Source organism: Flavobacterium sp. xlx-214 (assembly GCF_013874595.1).
In the GTDB taxonomy this organism is placed as follows: Bacteria; Bacteroidota; Bacteroidia; order Flavobacteriales; family Flavobacteriaceae; genus Flavobacterium.
Genome location: NZ_CP059431.1, coordinates 2,190,747 through 2,207,462 on the forward strand (window position 1 = coordinate 2,190,747; position 16,716 = coordinate 2,207,462).

General features: G+C 35.0%; 13 protein-coding genes and 1 pseudogene. 12 read left to right on the forward strand and 2 right to left on the reverse strand.

The genetic code is table 11. The annotated features are described in order from the left end of the window. Positions 1–35 precede the first annotated feature (35 nt). From H1R17_RS10230 to pdeM, 4 genes are read left to right on the forward strand one after another with little or no spacing between them, the layout of a single operon-like run. A complete protein-coding gene (locus tag H1R17_RS10230; protein ID WP_163430998.1) occupies positions 36–1,043 on the forward strand; it encodes a ligase-associated DNA damage response exonuclease in 1,008 nt (335 codons plus the stop codon). Continuing rightward, positions 1,040–2,620 carry an ATP-dependent DNA ligase gene (locus H1R17_RS10235; RefSeq protein WP_163430999.1) on the forward strand — a complete coding sequence of 527 codons (1,581 nt, stop codon included), beginning with the start codon at positions 1,040–1,042 and terminating at the stop codon, positions 2,618–2,620. The genes H1R17_RS10230 and H1R17_RS10235 overlap by 4 nt, the downstream gene beginning before the upstream one ends. Before the next feature lie 6 nt (positions 2,621–2,626). Further along, entirely contained in the window at positions 2,627–5,086 is a 2,460-nt protein-coding gene (locus H1R17_RS10240) for a ligase-associated DNA damage response DEXH box helicase (RefSeq protein WP_163431000.1), read from the forward strand. Continuing rightward, positions 5,083–5,730, forward strand: a complete 648-nt coding sequence (gene pdeM / locus H1R17_RS10245; RefSeq protein WP_163431001.1) for a ligase-associated DNA damage response endonuclease PdeM — start codon at positions 5,083–5,085, stop codon at positions 5,728–5,730. The genes H1R17_RS10240 and pdeM overlap by 4 nt, the downstream gene beginning before the upstream one ends. 139 nt (positions 5,731–5,869) lie before the next feature. Here pdeM and H1R17_RS10250 read toward each other — a convergent pair whose 3' ends face one another. Further along, the gene (locus tag H1R17_RS10250) at positions 5,870–6,649 is read right to left on the reverse strand and encodes a LexA family transcriptional regulator (protein ID WP_163431002.1); all 780 of its coding nucleotides are present in this window, start codon (positions 6,647–6,649) and stop codon (positions 5,870–5,872) included. 78 nt (positions 6,650–6,727) lie between these two features. On the opposite strand from H1R17_RS10250, the gene dinB reads away from it, so the two are divergent. Then, positions 6,728–7,882: a DNA polymerase IV gene (gene dinB / locus H1R17_RS10255; protein WP_163431003.1), complete on the forward strand. Its 1,155-nt coding sequence runs from the start codon at positions 6,728–6,730 to the stop codon at positions 7,880–7,882. A 4-nt stretch (positions 7,883–7,886) separates the two neighbouring features. Beyond that, entirely contained in the window at positions 7,887–10,886 is a 3,000-nt protein-coding gene (locus H1R17_RS10260) for a DNA polymerase III subunit alpha (protein ID WP_163431004.1), read from the forward strand. A 687-nt stretch (positions 10,887–11,573) separates the two neighbouring features. On the opposite strand, the gene H1R17_RS10265 is transcribed toward H1R17_RS10260, so the two are convergent. Further along, positions 11,574–11,885, reverse strand: coding sequence for a helix-turn-helix domain-containing protein (locus H1R17_RS10265; RefSeq protein WP_255489024.1), 312 nt, complete (start codon positions 11,883–11,885; stop codon positions 11,574–11,576). Between the two features lie 153 nt (positions 11,886–12,038). Here H1R17_RS10265 and H1R17_RS10270 point away from each other — a divergent pair, with 153 nt between their 5' ends. From H1R17_RS10270 to H1R17_RS10295, 6 genes and pseudogenes are all read left to right on the forward strand, one after another. After that, positions 12,039–12,896, forward strand: coding sequence for an NAD-dependent epimerase/dehydratase family protein (locus tag H1R17_RS10270; protein WP_163431006.1), 858 nt, complete (start codon positions 12,039–12,041; stop codon positions 12,894–12,896). 14 nt (positions 12,897–12,910) lie between these two features. Then, positions 12,911–13,783, forward strand: coding sequence for a pirin family protein (locus H1R17_RS10275; protein ID WP_163431007.1), 873 nt, complete (start codon positions 12,911–12,913; stop codon positions 13,781–13,783). 135 nt (positions 13,784–13,918) lie between these two features. Next, positions 13,919–14,089 (forward strand): lipoprotein, encoded by a 171-nt coding sequence (locus H1R17_RS10280; RefSeq protein WP_163431008.1) that lies wholly within the window; start codon positions 13,919–13,921, stop codon positions 14,087–14,089. Positions 14,090–14,135: 46 nt separating this feature from the next. Continuing rightward, the gene (locus H1R17_RS10285; RefSeq protein ID WP_163431009.1) at positions 14,136–15,341 is read left to right on the forward strand and encodes an FAD-binding oxidoreductase; all 1,206 of its coding nucleotides are present in this window, start codon (positions 14,136–14,138) and stop codon (positions 15,339–15,341) included. Positions 15,342–15,391: 50 nt separating this feature from the next. Beyond that, positions 15,392–15,604: pseudogene (locus H1R17_RS10290) on the forward strand (LysR family transcriptional regulator); the annotation flags it as partial. Positions 15,605–15,744: 140 nt separating this feature from the next. Further along, positions 15,745–16,461 (forward strand): IS1 family transposase, encoded by a 717-nt coding sequence (locus H1R17_RS10295; RefSeq protein WP_220458654.1) that lies wholly within the window; start codon positions 15,745–15,747, stop codon positions 16,459–16,461. Positions 16,462–16,716 lie beyond the last annotated feature (255 nt).

Here is a 16,716-nt window from a genome sequence, read left to right on the forward strand (position 1 = left end):
AATTGTTTAAATTTATATAGGTTAGCTGTTTCGATATGAAGATTTTACATTTTAATGATAAAGGTATTTACTGTGTTCCGGGCGATTTTTATATTGATCCATGGAAACCTGTAGATAAAGCCTTAATTACGCATGGGCATGCCGATCATGCGCGCTGGGGAATGAAGTCTTATTTATGTCATCATTTCACCGTTCCTATTTTACATTCGCGTATTGGAAAGGATATTCATGTGAAAGGTATCGGTTATAATGAAACGATAACAATAAACGGAGTAAAAGTATCTTTTCATCCGGCGGGACATATTATAGGTTCGGCTCAAATACGATTAGAATACAAAGGAAAAGTTGTAGTTGTTTCTGGGGATTATAAAGTGCAAGATGATGGCATCTCTACACCTTTTGAACCCATTAAATGTCATGAATTTGTTACAGAAAGCACATTTGGCTTGCCTATTTACAATTGGGACAGTATTGCACAACAAAATCAGGCAATGCAAAATTGGGTACTTCATAATCAAGCGCAAGGCAAAACATCAGTATTTGTGGGGTATTCGTTAGGAAAAGCGCAACGTATCATAAAAGCGCTTAATGAAATTGCGCCTATTTATACGCATTATTCCATTACCAAATTAAATGAAGCTTACGAAAAAGTTGGTGTACAACTTCCTAATTATACTTCTTTAGATTTTAGAGAAAGTGTAGCACATGTAGATCAATCGGCAGTTATTGTGCCACCCGCTTTGGTAGAATCGAAAGCATTAAAAAAAATTCCAAATATGGTGTATGCCATTTGTTCTGGATGGATGCAAGTACGTGGTGCACGACGTTGGCGCAGTGCCGATGCTGGTTTTGCGATTAGCGACCATGCCGATTGGAATGGATTGGTAACGGCTATTAAAGAAACACAGGCTCAAAAAGTTTATGTTACGCACGGACAAACTGCTGTTTTTGCCAAATATTTAACCGAACTAGGAATTGAAGCTGTTGAATTACATACCGCCTTTGGAAACGAAGAAGATGAAGAAATACCTGAAAGCGTATGAAAGAGTTTGCAACATTAATTCAAAATCTCGACAGCACCAACAAAACCACACAGAAACTAGTTGCGATTGAACAGTTTTTAAAAGAAGCTTCGCACGACGATAAACTTTGGTTTTTAGCCTTGTTTACAGGTAAACGACCGAAACGTGCCGTAACAACTGCGTTGTTAAAGCAATGGGTCCTAGAAGTAACCCAATTACCCGATTGGTTGTTTGTAGAAAGTTATGCCGCTGTGGGCGATTTGGGTGAAACCATTGCGCTGTTGTTACCCAACTCTGAAGCATCATCAGAGAAATCATTAGCACAATGGATGGAAGAAATTATTGTGTTAAAAGACCAATCAGACGAAGTAAAGAAAACCTATGTTTTAGCTAGTTGGAAACAATTAAACACCACCGAACGCTTTATTTTCAACAAACTATTGGGTGGTAGTTTTCGCGTGGGCGTTTCGTCTAAAACGTTAGTCAATGCCTTAGCTAAATTCTACAAAATAGAAGCTACAGCGGTAACACACGCCATTATGGGCGATTGGAAAATGAATGAGGTTGATTTTGATGGCTTGGTTACGGGCCAATTCACAGAAGTGAACAAAAGTCAGCCGTACCCTTTCTGTTTGGCTTATGCATTAGATAAAAATTTAGAAGATTTAGGTGATAGAGCCGATTGGCAAATTGAATACAAATGGGATGGTATTCGCGCGCAATTGATTAAACGTGAGGATGAAATTTTCATCTGGTCGCGCGGTGAAGAATTAGTAAACGATCAATTTCCTGAGATGGTACAGGCGCTAATCGCAATTCCATATGATTTTGTTATAGATGGTGAACTCTTGGTGGTAAAAGATAACGAAGTTTTCAATTTTTCAGAATTGCAAAAGCGATTGAACCGAAAAACAATTCCAAAGAAAATGCTTGAGGAGCTTCCGGTAGCTGTTTATGTATACGATGTGTTAGAATGGCAAGGAAAAGACATTCGCTTGCATCCTTTAAAAGAACGAAGAAATGTGCTTGAAACTCATTTTTCACCTTTCGTAACCAAACATGTGTATTTATCAGAAATCATACACACAACATCTTGGCAAGGTTTAGATAATTTGCGCCAAAATGCACGCGTGATAAATAGCGAAGGTTTAATGCTTAAAAATTTAGATTCGCCCTACCATACCGGTAGAAAAAGAGGCGATTGGTGGAAATGGAAAATAGATCCATTAACCATTGATGCCGTTTTAATATACGCTCAAAAAGGTAGCGGACGCAGAAGTGGCTATTATACCGATTATACATTTGCAGTAAAAAGCGAGGATAAATTGGTAACCATTGCCAAGGCGTATTCGGGCTTAACAGACGTTGAAATACAAGAAGTAAGCAAGTTTGTAAATAAAAATGCAATTGAAAAATTCGGACCTGTACGTACCGTAAAACCAGAATTGGTTTTTGAGATTGCTTTTGAAGGTATTGGTTTTAGCAATCGGCATAAGTCGGGCGTTGCGTTGCGTTTTCCTAGAATATTGCGTTGGCGTAAAGACAAAACAGTTGCAGATATTGATACAATTGAACAAGTGAAACAATTAATTACGTAGCAATTTATGAGTCGTTTTCAGGAAAGTATTGGTTTTCAAATGATCAGCAATTGGTTGGCTTTAGATAACAGAGCGCCCTTTGATTTTCAGTTAAAAACATGGCAAGCGTACAGTAAAGGGCACAGTGGAATGGTTGTTGCACCCACCGGCTTTGGTAAAACGTATGCGGTGTTTTTAGCTGTTTTAATTGATTTTATGAATCATCCTGAAAAAAGTAAAAAAGGATTGAAACTCATTTGGATTACCCCGATTCGTTCGCTTGCGAAAGATTTAGCGCGCGCCATGCAAGAAGCTATGGATGACATTGGTTTAGATTGGACAGTTGAAGTGCGTAACGGCGATACCGACCCAAAGCAAAAAGCCCGACAAACCAAACAAATGCCCGATATATTAATTGTAACCCCCGAAAGTTTACACCTTTTAATGGCGCAAAAAAGCAGAGATCAATTCTTTAAAAATTTGCATTGTGTAGCTGTAGATGAATGGCATGAATTGTTAGGAAACAAACGCGGCATAATGATAGAGCTTGCATTGGCCTATTTACACTATCTAAAAAAAGACCTACGCATTTGGGGCGTTACCGCTACCATTGGCAATATCGATCAGGCAATAGACGTATTATTACCGCATACGAGTAACAGAACCAAAGTAACATCAAAAGAGAAAAAAATAATTGATATCATTCCTGTTTATCCTGATGAGGTTGAGGTATTACCTTGGGCAGGACATTTAGGCGCGAAGTTAGTAGACAAAGTAATTCCACTTATTTTAGAAAGTAAATCGACCTTAATTTTTACCAATACGCGCAACCAAAGCGAAATGTGGTATCAATTATTATTAAACGCTTATCCCGATTTTGCAGGTCAGTTAGCGTTACACCACGGATCCATTGATTTTGCTTTGCGCCAGTGGATTGAGGAAGCTTTAAGCGACGGGCAGTTAAAGGCCGTTGTTTGCACCTCATCATTAGATTTAGGTGTTGATTTTAAACCCGTAGATACGGTGATTCAAATAGGATCAAGTAAAGGAATTGCCCGTTTTTTACAACGTGCAGGAAGGTCGGGGCATTCGCCTTACGAAACGTCTAAAATTTATTTTGTACCTACACATACGTTAGAATTAATTGAAGTTGCCGCTTTAAAAGAAGCATACAAAAACAAAGTAATTGAAAACCGTGAACCCATGGTAATGACCATTGATGTTTTGGTGCAATTTTTAGTCACCTTGGCTTTAGGTGGTGGTTTTAAACCCGATGACATAGCACCAATTATTCAACAAACACACGCTTTTCAGTTTTTAACCGAAGACGATTGGAAATGGTGTTTGGCTTTTATTACGAAAGGTGGGAAGTTAGGCGAAAATTACGAAGAATTTCATCGCGTAACGGTTAATGATGAAGGATTGTATGTTGTAACCAACAGACGCATTGGTATGTTACATCGTTTAAATATTGGTGCTATTGTTAGTGATGCCATGTTGCGAGTAAAATATTTATCGGGCGGATATATTGGTATGGTTGAAGAATATTTTGTAACAAAGTTAAAAGCTGGCGATAAATTTATTTTGGCAGGTCGTGTGCTGGAATACATCCGAATGAAAGAACTTACGGTATATGTAAAAAACAGTTCAGGTCGTGCTATTACACCAAGTTGGCTAGGAGGTCGATTGCCTTTAAGTTCCCATTTATCCCATTTTATAAGAGAAAAATTAGCATTAAATACCGAGGCAAAAAAATCAGAGAAAGAACTCCGTTTTCTTTTTCCTTTATTCGATAAACAATTAGAACATTCACACATTCCAAAAGAAGACGAGTTTTTAATAGAAAATATTCACACGCGCGAAGGACATCATTTGTTTATGTATCCTTTTGAAGGCAGATTGGTACACGAAGTTATGGCAACATTAATTGCGTATCGAATTAGTTTATTGTATCCAATAAGTTTTACCATCGCAATGAACGATTACGGATTTGAATTGTTTTCAGATAAAGAAATTCCGTTAACCGAAGAACAATTGCGCATCGTTTTAAAGCGCGATAACTTAATGAGTGATGTAGCAAATAGCATCAACGCCGCCGAAATGGCATTACATAAGTTTAGAGACATAGCGGTTATTTCAGGTTTAGTTATTCAAACTTTTCCAGGTGCACAGCGCAATAACAAATCGTTACAAGCGTCATCGAGTATTATTTTTAAAGTTTTAGAAGAACATGAACCCGATCATTTATTGGTACGCCAAGCGTATGCTGAAGTTTTTAATCAACAACTAGAAGAGGTTCGTTTGCAAGAAGCTTTCGCGCGAATTGAAAAAAGCAAAATAGTTTATATCTTTGCAAATCAATACACTCCGTTGAGTTTTCCTATAAAAGTAGATAGTTTAAGACAATCGCTTTCGAGTGAAGATTTATCAACAAGAATAGAGCGTATGATTGAACGTAACAATAAAAAAAGGAACTTAAAAAAATGAATATTGTAGCGCATGAAGTACAATTTGGCTCGCATACTTTTATACTCAACAACCAACGCAGTATGTTTTGGCCCAAACATCAAACGCTTATTCTTTCCGATCTTCATTTAGGAAAAACGGCTCATTTACGTAAAAACGGATTTGCAATTCCATCCTACACCCATACACACGATATCCAACGTTTAAGCGCATTGATTGAACATTATAAAGTGCAACAATTGGTCATTGTTGGCGATATGATTCACGCTAAAAACAACAATGAAGTAATAGCGTGGAAACAATTTTGTGAACAACATGCACATGTACGCATTGTTTTGATCAAAGGAAATCACGACCGTTTATCCAATACCTTTCTGCATGATTTAGGAGTACATCGAATTGAAGAAAGCTGGTTGTTTGATGGTGTTTTTTTTGTACACGAACCTACTTCAGAAAATGAACATCCAACCATATCCGGACATATTCATCCTGGTGTGCAAGTGCATCTTTTAAAAAACAGCAGAAAAAGTTACCCTTGTTTTGCCTTACACAATAACGTTTTAATACTACCTGCTTTTAGTTTATTTACCGGTTTAGACATAAAAACCTTAGATAAAAACGCAAAATTTTATGCCTTTCACCCCGAAGGTTTTTTCTGTTTGTAAAGAAAATTAAATTTCTAAAAAACAACGTCATTTGTTTGATTTCGAAAGTAAAATCGTTGAAATAATCGTAATTTTTTACACTTCATAGAAATAGTAAACACCTGCGGTATTAGGAAGCGTTTGTATAACAGTTGCTGGTTCAGTATGCATTTCGCTCTTTTTTTAATTGTTGTAGGTCGGTTTTCAGTTCATGAAACATGCTTATAACTGCTTGATGGTCTATGTGAAAATCACTTGTATTAAACTCTTCCGTGGCAATACTGCAAGCATATTCCCAGAGCTCCATAACATCGGTTAAGGCTATGGCATAGGGAGGGTATCGTTCATTGTCTGCTTGTACTTGCAAAGCATCTTCTTGAATATGTTGCAGTCTTTTGTAGGTAATGCCTTCATTTCTGGTGATAAACACATAGGTTTTGCCTTCTTTTAATTGGTTTAAATGGTCTATATACTTACCAATAATATACGATCCGTTTTTATGTGGGGGCATGCTGTCGCCTTCTGCGGGAAAAGCACGGTATTTACCTACTCCTAAAAAGGGAAGGGACAGGGTTTGAAGTCCTTCTATGTATTCAGGATCGCTATAACCTCCTAAATACCCCATAGATGCTTTGTGAGGAATGATTTCTATTTTGGGTTCTCCAAATACATCTACTTTAATAGGCAATAAAATGCGATTGTCTGGAAGCTCCATTAACTCTTTTAAAGGAATGTTTTTTAAATCAACCGATACTAATAAATCAATGCTTACATAGTAGTAACGCGATATCTTGATAAGCAATTCTAGAGGGGGTTCTGAGATACCATCTTCATACTTAGCATAACGCCCACGCGTAATCAACAAACTGTCGGCTACTTTTTGTTGCGATTGACCTAACTGGTTGCGTAGGTAGCGGATATTTTCGGATAGAAAGGACATTGCTATTATTTTTAGCAACAAATATATGAAATTTTGATACATACTGTACTAATTTTGTTTGATGTAAAACGGTGTGAAATGGAACGAACAATTGTACACATGGATATGGATACTTTTTTTGTATCGTGTGAGCGGTTGCTTAACGATAAGCTAAAAAAAGTACCTGTTATTATTGGTGGAGGCGATCGTGGCGTTGTGGCTTCTTGCAGTTATGAAGCGCGTTTTTTTGGGGTGCGCTCTGCCATGCCTGTAAAAATGGCCTTGCGCTTATGTCCCGAAGCTAAAGTGATTAAAGGAGATATGGAACGCTATTCTAAAATATCGCATACCATTACTGAAATTTTAGAAGAAAAGGTACCTATTGTTGAAAAAGCAAGCATTGACGAACATTATTTGGATTTAAGTGGTATGGATCGCTTTTTTGGTTCGTATCGTTTTACCAGTGAATTAATGCAACAGGTAATGATGCATACAGGTTTGCCTGTATCTTTTGCTTTATCTGTTAATAAAACAGTGGCTAAAATGGGTACGGGCGAAGCCAAGCCTAACGGCAAAAAGGAAATTCCTATTACAGCTGTGCAACCGTTTTTAAATCCGCTTTCTATTAAGAAAATCCCCATGATTGGTACAGCTACCTTTCAGCTATTATCGCGTATTGGCATCAGACAAATTCATACGCTAGCACAAATGCCTGTAGAGGTACTGCAACAAATGATTGGTAAAAATGGTATTGATTTATGGAAAAAAGCCAATGGCAAAGACGATGCACCTGTTGAACCGTATACCGAAAGAAAGTCTATTGCTACAGAACATACGTTTAGTCAGGATACCATTGATATGTTCAAGTTAAAAGGGCTTATCAATGGTATGGTGGAAAAACTCTCATTTCAGCTTCGTACAGAGCAGTGGCTTACTTCTACGGTGGTGGTGAAAATTAGGTATGCTAATTTTGATACCGAAACCAAACAATGTAGAATACCCTATACTTCTGCTGATCATTGCTTGTTGCAAACGGTGATGGAGTTGTTCAATAAATTGTATAACCGCCGCATGCGCATTCGTTTGGTTGGGGTACGCTTTACGGGATTGGTGCGTGGAAACTTACAAATGAATTTGTTTGAAGATACACAAGAATTAGCTGCGCTGTACCAGGCTATCGATGGTATTAAAAAAAGGTTTGGTTCGCATGCTGTTGGTAGGGCTGCTGGTTTCCGTTTTCATACAAAAGAATAAGCTTATGTATTTAAATTGTCATTCTTATCATAGTTTACGTTATGGTACAATTGCAGTAGAAACATTGGTGCAACAGGCAGTGGCTTGTGGTGTACATACATTGGCTCTTACCGATATTAATACCATTACGGGCTGTTATGATTTTATAAAGGCGTGCAAAATGGCGGGTATTCGTCCTGTTGTGGGTATGGAACTACGCAATAATGGGGAGCTGCTTTACATTTGCTTGGCTAAAAACAGGAAAGGACTAAAAGAAATCAACCAATTGCTTACTGCTCATAATTGTGAAGGTGCAGCACTGCCTTGTGTAGCACCCGCTTTTGAGCATGTGTTTACTATATATCCGCTTGATAAGGCACCTGAATTGTTGCAAGAAAATGAATGCATCGGTATTCAACCACACCAAATAAATGCATTGTTTCGTTTGGAAAAAAGGAAGCGCTTGTCTAAATGTGTGGTATGGTTTCCTGTAACGGTTAGTTCTAAAACAGAACATAATTTACACCGAATTTTAAGGGCTATTGATCGCAATGAAATCTTAACTAAATTAAATCCTAACAATTATTGCAGGGAAGGTGAACGGATGATTCCGTTACAACAGCTTTTGAAAATGTACCAAAATTATCCGCAGCTCATTGAAAATACTCATAAGATATTGAGTCAGTGTTTGTTTGAAGTGGAATTGGGTACGCCTAAAAACAAAAAGCACTTTACGGGTGATAGAGATAAAGACAAAAAATTATTGGCTAAATTGGCTTATAAGGGTATACAGAAAAGATATCCTATTACTAACAAGCAAGCGTTGCAACGTATTGAAAAAGAGTTAAAGGTAATTCACGAGCTTGATTTTTGTGGCTATTTTCTTATTACCTGGGATATTATTAGATATAGCAATAGTCAAGGTTTTATGCACATTGGTAGGGGTAGTGGTGCCAATAGCATTGTGGCTTATTGCTTGGGAATTACAGATATTTGTCCGTTGGAATTGGATTTGTATTTTGAACGTTTTTTAAACTTAAATCGTAAAACACCTCCCGATTTTGATATTGATTGGTCTTGGCAAGACCGCGATGTTATTTTAAAATATATATTTAGCCGATACGGTAAAGAGCATGTGGCTTTTTGCGGTACAAATGTGGAATTTAAATACCGTTCCATTTTTAGAGAACTGGGTAAGGTATTTGGTTTGCCAAAGGAAGAATTAGATACTTTGGCTAAGAATCCTGTAGCCAAACACGATGATAGCTCTGTGGTACAGCTTATTCATAAATACGGTAAACTACTTGAAAAATACCCTAACCAACGCAGCATGCATGCGTGTGGTATTATTATTTCGGAAGAGCCTATTACGTATTTTACGGCATTAGAAATGCCTCCTAAAGGGTTTCCTATTGTACAATTTGATATGCATGTAGCAGAAGATATTGGTTTTGAAAAGTTTGATATCTTAAGTCAAAGGGGAATTGGAAGCATCAACGATGCGGTGAAGCTCATTAAAAAAAACAGGGGCATAGAAATAGATATTCGCAATACACAGCTTTCTAAAAATGAAATCAATTGCAATGTGCATCTAAGTAAAGGGCATACCATTGGTTGCTTTTATATTGAATCTCCTGCTATGAGAGGACTTTTACGCAGGTTGAAATGCGATAATTACCAAACATTGGTGGCGGCTTCGTCTATTATCCGACCCGGAGTTGCGCAATCGGGTATGATGAAGGAATATATTTTTAGGCATAACCATCCCAATCAGTTTGAATATTTTCATCCTGTTTTTGAACAACATCTAGGAGACACTTACGGCATTATGGTGTATCAGGAGGATGTTATTAAAATAGCCATGCATTTTGGTGGCTTGTCTGCTGCTGATGGGGATGTGTTGCGAAGAGCTATGAGCGGTAAAGGAAGATCGTTAGCTGCTTTGCAAAAGGTAAAGGAGCATTTTTTTGAATCATGTGTAGCTAAAGGGCATCCAGAAGCATTGAGCAAAGAAGTGTATCGCCAAATTGAATCTTTTGCAGGCTACTCTTTTTGCAAAGCACACTCTGCTTCTTATGCTGTAGAAAGCTACCAAAGTCTTTATTTAAAGGTGCATTTTCCTCTTGAATTTATGGTGGCTGTTATTAATAACAACGGCGGTTTTTACCGTACAGAGGTATACATACACGAAGCTAAAAAATCGGGAGCTACTGTTTTAAATCCTTGTGTAAATACCAGTTTTGGTGAAACAACACTTGCAGGTACTGAAGTGTTTTTAGGTTTGATGCTCATACAAAGTTTAGACACTAAAACAATTGATTGTATTGTAAACGAGCGTACGGCTAAGGGCGTTTATACGTCATTGGAAGACTTTATTAACCGCATTCCTATTGGAATTGAAACGGTACAATCGCTTATTTTTATGGGTGCTTTTCGCTTTACAGGAAAAGGCAAGAACGAATTGTTGGTGCAAGCGCGTTTGTTGCTTTGTAGGTTTAAATCTGAATACAGAATGCCTATGCTTTTACAAGAACCTGTTAAAGAGTATCAATTACCTGTTTTAAATAGATCATTACTTGAAGATGCGTATGATGAAATTGAACTATTGGGTTTTCCGGTATCATGCAGCCCTTTTGATTTACTACAAACTAAATACCGAGGAAATGTAAAGGTTGCATGTCTAGAAAAACACCACAAGCAACAAGTAAAAATGATGGCTTATTTAATAGCCCGAAAACAAGTGCCTACCAAGAGGGGTACCATGTATTTTGGAACCTGGATTGATGCCAACGGTGATTATTTTGATACCACTCATTTCCCAGACTGTCTTGAAAAATACCCTTTTCAAGGCGGTGGCTGTTATTTACTTTTAGGTAGGGTAGAGGTCGATTACCATTTTCCAACTTTAACCATCGAGAAAATGGCTAAAATGCCGTTTTTGCCTGATCCTAGATATGCACATGACAAGCAAAGTCAGTTTTTAATTCACAATCAAATAAAAGAAGATGTTAGCAGTACACTGTAAATTCTCGAGAATATAAAGCTTAAGTGTATTTTTCTTACTTTGTTTTTGTTATAAATTATGATGCCTCATAAAAGATGTATTCTACAGAATGATTTTCTTATTTGTATTATCTAATGCAATTATTACTTCTACAAAAGCTTTGGTAATACTAAAAAATTAGTCTAGTTTCTACTAATTTATATTTCAAATGTAACATGCTTTGTGTACATTATGGTACTTTAAGTAGTTGTTAAAAAAAGGTAAACTACAAGAATTATAAGAAGATTTATATAACAAGCGAACATTATTCGAACCTAAAAAATATTATTGAAAATGTTATAGCTGTAAAGTTGAAAATTTAATTACGTTGCACATTTGTGGACAAAGAGATTTGCCAAAAGCTATCTTATCAAAGATAAACTTACTTTGATGAATTAACTTTTACAGATAAGGTAACTTGTATTTCATTTTATCGAAAAGCGGTGTAAAACCATCAAAAAAGACAAGTTAAAACATAAAAAACAGTAATGGTAAAATTACTATTAATAAATCTTAAAACTCCTCTTCAAAAAATCCATAGTACTTATTAAGCTTCCTTCAGTTCCGTTCCAAGGGCTTTCATCTAATTTACTCCGCGCACAACAAAAGTTTAGTTATTATGTATAGTGCTTTTTTATCAATTTATAATAGTGATTCATATAGAATATATTAGCCTTTATCAATCATTTTCATCCTATGACTTTTTCCCCAATCAACCAAAACATCAATAATTTCTTTGGTCGTTTTACCATAATTTGTAATAGAATAGGCAACAGTAACAGGCTTTGTGTTTTGTACTTCACGCTGTACCATTTTATTTGTTTCTAAATCTTTTAATTCTTTCGACAGCATTTTTGCTGAAATCCCATCAATATCGCGTTCTATCTTCTTAAAAGTGTTGGTTATTCCTTCGCGTGAGATCAAATAATGTAGAATTAGAAGCTTCCATTTTCCTCCCAAAATGTCAAGTGTATCATTCATTGCAAGAAGATTCATCGTGCAAAGTGGTGGATCTGATAATGCCTTTTTCATCATACTGCTTACCTTTAAGTTAGTAGTTACCTTGAGTAAACTGATGCTAAAGGTAAACCTATTTTATTTTAAATTTGAATATAAATAAAAAATAAAGTACAAATGAAACAAACAGTTTTAATTACGGGTGCAAATAGTTTTATTGCAAAACATATCATTCCAATTCTTGAAAAAGATTATAACATAAAATTATTAACACGGTCACCAAAGGCAGAAAATGAGTTTACTTGGGATGTTCATAGCAAAACAATAGATCCAAAAGCTTTAGACGGGGTTAATTATATTATCCATCTTGCAGGTTCTAAACTAAATGATGGAACACCTTTAACAGAAGAACGAAAAAAAATGGTTTATGAAAGCAGAATTGGGGCTTCAGATTTTTTGAGAGATGAATTAAAAAAACGCCAACAAAAAATAACAGCTTTCGTGTCAGCTTCTGCTATCGGTTATTACGGATATCAAGATAATACATTTGAAATTGATGAAAACGGAAAAAAAGGAATTGGATTTGCAGCAGATTTATCGGAAGATTGGGAAAAAGCCGCCGATCGTTTTAAGGAAGATGGTACAGCAAAGCATGTCTCAAAAATTCGTGTTTCTTTGGTTTTAGGAAACGAATCTGGAATTTTTCCAATTTATGAATCGCTTGTAAAAAATAATCCGACAATTATTTTTCAAGAAGGCCATAATTCTGTTCCTTGGAATCACGTGGAAGATATGGCAGGCATTTTTGCATTTGCAGTTCAGCATAAACTAGATGGGGTTTACAATTCGGTTGCGCCAGTACCAGCTTCTCAACAAGATATTTACAAAGCAATTTCCAATGAATTGCATTTGAATAAAACTGAAGATATCATGCCTTTTAATGGACAACATTTGGTGTCTAACAAAATTCAGAATGCTGGATATCATTTTAAATTTCCATCAATTCAGGAAGCAGTTCAAAATTTATATAAATAAAAAATTAAATAGATATGACTACAAGAAATATAGAAAAAATAATGCATCCAGGTTCATTCAATTGGGTTGGGGATGCTTTTTACACAACTTCATTTATAGGTGGCGAAATTGCAAGACGTCGTATGGATCCGTTCTTTGCTTTAGGCTATAATGCAGATATTCATTTCGATGCTGCAGAATTTCCTCGTGGTGTTGGGGCTCATCCGCATAAAGGATTTGAAACGGTAACCTTGGCTTATCAAGGCAAAATTGCACACAAAGATAGTCGCGGAAACCATGGTGTAATTGGTGAAGGCGATGTACAATGGATGACCGCAGGCTCAGGAATATTGCATCAAGAGTATCATGAAGAAGAGTGGGCAAAACAAGGTGGGACATTTCAAATGGTTCAAATTTGGATGAATTTACCAGCAAAAGATCGAGAAACTCAACCGCATTATCAAGATTTGTTATTTGATAAAATGACGAGAATACCACTTGATGATAAAACGAGTTTTATAAATGTCATTGCAGGTGAATACAAAGGTGAGAAGGGCATTGCAACAACCTATTCGCCTATAAATATGTACAATGTGTATCTGCAAAATGGTGTGAAAACTGATATTTCTTTCCCTAATAATTACAATACCGCAATTTTAGTAATTAATGGAAGTGTGAAAGTTAATGATACAGAAGTTTTGGGGAAAGATACTTTTGCAATGTTTGAGAATGATAAAGGTGAAGATTTCGAGTTGACCTCAATGGGTGATGATACTATAGTTTTGGTGATGAGTGGAGCACCACTTAATGAACCTATCGCACATTACGGACCTTTTGTAATGAATACACAAGAGCAACTACAGCAAGCTTTTGAAGACTTTAAGGCTGGGAAATTTGGAATGTTGTAAATTTTATCTGTACAGATTTCGAAATAGTATTGGCGAATAGTGAAAATTAAATAGTTAAACCTTCACTTCATGATAAAATGCGCTATTTATTTCATTTTTTATTCTTAATTTTAAGAAAAGAAAAATAAATATATTATGAAAAAATATGTAATGTGTTTTAGTTTTATAGTAGTAACTTTTTTGCTAACAGGGTGTAGTGCTATCGAAACTATTTTTAAAGCAGGTATGTGGTGGGCATTTTTCCTAGTTTTTATTGTGATTGCTCTTTTAATCTGGATTTTTTCTAAAATGAGAAATAAAAACTAGCAAGATATACCCGCTTTATAATGATATTATTTGCAAATAAAAAAGTATGGATCTCTATTCAGGTTTACCTTATTGGATTGTAAAAAATTCATTATACAATTATTTCAATCCTTTAGAAAAGAATCATAAAACCGATGTGGTTATCATAGGCTCTGGCATAACAGGTGCTTTGGTAACGCATCAGTTATGTAATGCCGGTATTTCATGTACTGTTGTAGATAAAAGATCTATTGCTACAGGTAGCACAGCTGCAAGTACTGCGCAGTTGCAATATGAGGTAGATGTACCTTTACACAAATTAATTAAAAAAGTAGGTCAAGAACATGCAGTGGCTGCTTATAAAGATTCATTACTAGCTATCGATGAAATTCAACAAGTAGTAAAAAGTATTAACATTAACGCAGGGTATCTTAAAGTTCCTACAGTGTACTACACAACTAATAAGCTTGGGCAAGAAATGCTAGAAAAGGAGTTTCAGGCACGTAGAAAGTTTGATTTACCTGTTGATCAATTACTAGCTGATGAGTTATTTCAATATCAACACATAAAAGGTAAGTATGCTTTAGTTAATCAAACATCAGCTCAAATTGATGCCTACAAATTAGCAGTCGACATTTTTAAGTATCATATGGAAAATAGCAATTTACAAATGTTTTCGCATACCTTGATAAATGTTACCATTCCTACAGCAGAAGGGTATGAGCTAAGAACTTCAAATGGTTGTAAAATTAAATGCAAATACGTAATCATTGCTGCAGGATTTGAGGCGGGTACTTTTTTACCAAAAAAGATAATGAAGCTAGAATCTACCTATGCAATGATTTCTGAGCCTGTACATAAAGATCAACTTTGGCCTAATCAAAGTTTGTTATGGAATACAGATAATCCTTATTTGTATATGAGAACAACTATGGACAACCGCATGATTGTTGGAGGTGAGGATGTTATGTTTGAAAACCCTATTAAACGAGATCTTTTAATGAGGGAGAAAACCGAGACTTTGCAAAGAAAATTTAAAAGACTCTATCCCAATATAGCTTTTAAACCAGAAATGACATGGTGCGGAACATTTAGCTCTACGAAAGATGGATTGCCTTATATTGGAGCATATAAAACATACGATAAAATGTTGTTTGCCTTAGGTTATGGGGGCAATGGTATTACATTTAGTTGCATAGCTTCTGAAATGATTAAAAATATTGTACTAGGTAAAAAAGAAGAGCGCTTAAAACGTTATGGTTTTGATAGATGATTTTATATTTGGTATGACAAAAAAATATAAGTTTAATTCAATGATTTTTTATGTTCGATTTTAGATTAAAAGTTTTTGACACGGTTGCTAAACGATTGAATTTCACGAAAGCAGCAAATGAATTAAATATAACACAACCAGCTGTTACAAAACATATTAAAGAAATTGAATTAAATTTTAACATTAAGTTGTTCGAGCGAAATGGAACTAAAATAAAATTGACAAAGGCTGGTGAAATTCTATTAAAATATACAGAAGAAATTTTGGTAATGTCTCAAATGTGTTGATTTTTAAATGTAAAATGTAAATAGTTGATATTTAGTTAAAAGCGAAAATTAATTATGTAATAAAGGTGTACTATTAGTACGCCTTTATTAATTTAACAGCCTAAAAACTAATAAAAATGGAGCAAAAGTTCACCTCGTGTATCAAAAGTGTTGATAGTGTTAAAAATTGTAGTTTATGCAATGGAAAAGTTGTAAAGTATGGCTTTTCAAAGGCAAAAAAGCAACGATTTAAATGTAAAAATTGTAGCAAAACACAAGTTCAAAATTATCAGTATTCAGCTTATTTAAAAGAAACAAATGCAAAGATAATCGTTTTTGTTAAGGAAGGTTTAGGAATAAGAAGTATCTCTCGAATTTTAAAAATATCAACTAATACCTTGTTAAAACGTATTATTAAAATTTCTAATTGTATTGTGGAACCTGAATTAGAAAATCAAAAAACCTATGAAGTGGATGAGTTGTGCACTTTTGTTAATCAAAAAAATAAACGAATTTGGGTTGTTTATGCTTTTGAGCGTGAATCGAAGAAAATAGTAAGTTTTAACGTAGGAAGCCGAAGCAATTTAACATTAAAACCAGTGATTAAAAGATTACTAAATGTAAATCCGTTAGCAATCTTTACTGATAAATTAAAAAACTACAGGTCAATGATTACAAAAAAACTTCACAAAACCAATAGGTTTGGAACAAATCATATTGAAAGATTTAATTTAACACTCCGTACTCATATAAAACGTCTTAACCGAAAAACAATTTGTTTTAGTAAAAGTGAAGTTTTTTTAGTTGCAATACTTAGAATTTATTTTTGGACGACACTTCCTTTTTTTTATTAGAATGTTTCTTGAGATCATTTGGATAATTTTTAAACAGCAAGTAAATTAATTGTTTTTCATTACTGACATAACGTTTCAATCTAAATATACTTTTATCATGATTCAGTATTTAATAATTTATCTAAATTTAAAAAGATTTTTCAGTCATTAGCTTGAATAATTTTTTGAATTGTAAACTAAGTTATTAAATTAAACCTCTTACTTTCGTTTATCCATCACAGTATTATTAAAAGCAATTAAATTGCATAACTCTCT